1 protein-coding gene is annotated in these 302 nt (G+C 68.2%); it reads right to left on the bottom strand.

What is annotated here, in order from left to right; genetic code table 11:
* Positions 1-111: 111 nt before the first annotated feature.
* The coding region (locus NE591_RS14320) for an SDR family oxidoreductase (RefSeq protein WP_256156989.1) at positions 112-302 on the bottom strand (191 nt) is incomplete at its 5' end.

Raw genomic sequence — 302 nt, 5'->3', positions numbered from 1 at the left:
ACCCCGCGTTCGGCAGAAAGTCGCCCTTCGGCGCCAGAAAAACGGCCCCGCAGATGGTGCGGGGCCGTCGGGCGCTGGATGCGCTCAGCTGCTCTGCTGCCGCTCGCACTGCTACCAGGTGCGGGAGGCCAGGGCGCGGAACTGGGCCACGGTGGAGACGTGGGAGTTCAGGCCGCCGTCGACGGTCACCACCTGGCCGGTGAAGTAAGAGCTCTCGTCGGAGGCGAGGTAGACGCACATGGCCGCGATGTCCTCGGGCGTGCCGTAGCGGGCCACCTCGATGTTGTCCAGGAAGATGTCCT

The sequence above is a fragment of the Adlercreutzia sp. DFI.6.23 genome, assembly GCF_024462535.1.
Lineage (GTDB): Bacteria > Actinomycetota > Coriobacteriia > Coriobacteriales > Eggerthellaceae > Adlercreutzia > Adlercreutzia rubneri.
The sequence above is the reverse complement of the archived record's forward strand: the minus strand, read 5'-3'. Positions and strand labels throughout refer to the sequence as shown.